Genomic DNA, 1210 nt, shown 5'->3' with positions numbered 1-1210 from the left:
GACCTGTGCCAGCACCGAAGAAGTACCCGGATGAGCTGCGTGGACGCGCGGTGCGCCTGTATCGGGAGTCGGACCCGAAACCAGTGATCCGCCGTCTGGCCGAACAGTTGGGCGTGCATCACGAGGCGTTACGGAACTGGATCCGCCAGGACGAGGCCGACCGGGGTGAACGTGATGACCGGCCGAGCAACGACATGGTGGAGGAGAACCGCAAGCTGCGTCGGGAGGTCGCGGAGCTGCGTCGGGCGAACGAGATCCTGAAGGCGGCGAGTGCGTATTTCGCCCAGGAGCTCGACCCGACCCGGCGACGGTCATGAGGTTCGTCGACGAACACTCTGACCGGTACGCGGTCGCGCTCCTGTTACGGGTCCTGAACATCGGCGTCTCGACGTACTACGGATGGGTCAAGCAAGCGGAGCGGCCATGTGACCGGGACGTGGTCGACCGGGGCCTGGTGTCCAATATCCACGAGATCTGGGAGACCTCCGGACACACGTACGGCGCGGACCGGGTCCACCAGCAGCTACGCCGCGACGGCATCCGGGTGGGCCGTAAACGGGTCGAGCGGTTGATGGCCGTCCAGGGCTGGCAGGGCGCGTTCCTGCGCCGGGGCTGGCGCGGCGGGTCGACCCGGCAGGATCCCAGGGCTGTTCCGGCGCCGGACCTGGTCAACCGGGACTTCACCGCGGTCGCGCCGAACCGGTTGTGGGTCGCCGACGCCACCCGCATCCCGTGCGGTCAGGGCGTGTTCTGGCTGGCGGCGGTCCGTGACGCGTTCTCCCGCCGGATTGTGGGCTGGAAGACCTCGGACCGCTGCGACACCGACCTGATCCTCGGCGCCATGGAGTACGCGGTGTTCTCCCGCGACGTGCGCGCCGGCGAGTTGATTCACCATTCGGACAGGGGATCGAACTATACGTCTTTCCGCTTCGGGCAACGCCTGACCGATAACGGGATCCTGCCCTCGATGGGCTCTGTCGGCGACTCCTACGACAACGCGTTGATGGAGAACTTCTTCTCCACGCTCAAGACCGAACTGGTCTACCGCACCTCGTGGCGGACCCGGGACGAGGCCGAAAACGCGATCTTCGCCTACATCGACGGCTGGTACAACACCCACCGTATCCAGCGAGAACTCGGCTACCTCAGCCCCGACGAGTACGAAACCACCTGGAGACAGACAGATATCGATCAACCAACCCCGCGCAGC

At 65.9% G+C, this 1210-nt stretch carries 2 protein-coding genes; both read left to right on the top strand.

Annotated features, from left to right (window positions below):
* Nucleotides 1-317, top strand: a 317-nt coding sequence (locus ACFP2T_RS47970) for a transposase (protein WP_377434800.1), incomplete at its 5' end; no start/stop codon positions are given.
* A partial coding sequence (locus tag ACFP2T_RS47965) for an IS3 family transposase (protein WP_377434798.1) occupies nucleotides 314-1210 on the top strand: 897 nt, incomplete at its 3' end. The genes ACFP2T_RS47970 and ACFP2T_RS47965, both read left to right, overlap by 4 nt.

Origin of the sequence: Plantactinospora solaniradicis (genome assembly GCF_042658085.1) — a bacterium.
Lineage (GTDB): Bacteria > Actinomycetota > Actinomycetes > Mycobacteriales > Micromonosporaceae > Plantactinospora > Plantactinospora solaniradicis.
The sequence above is the reverse complement of the archived record's forward strand: the minus strand, read 5'-3'. Positions and strand labels throughout refer to the sequence as shown.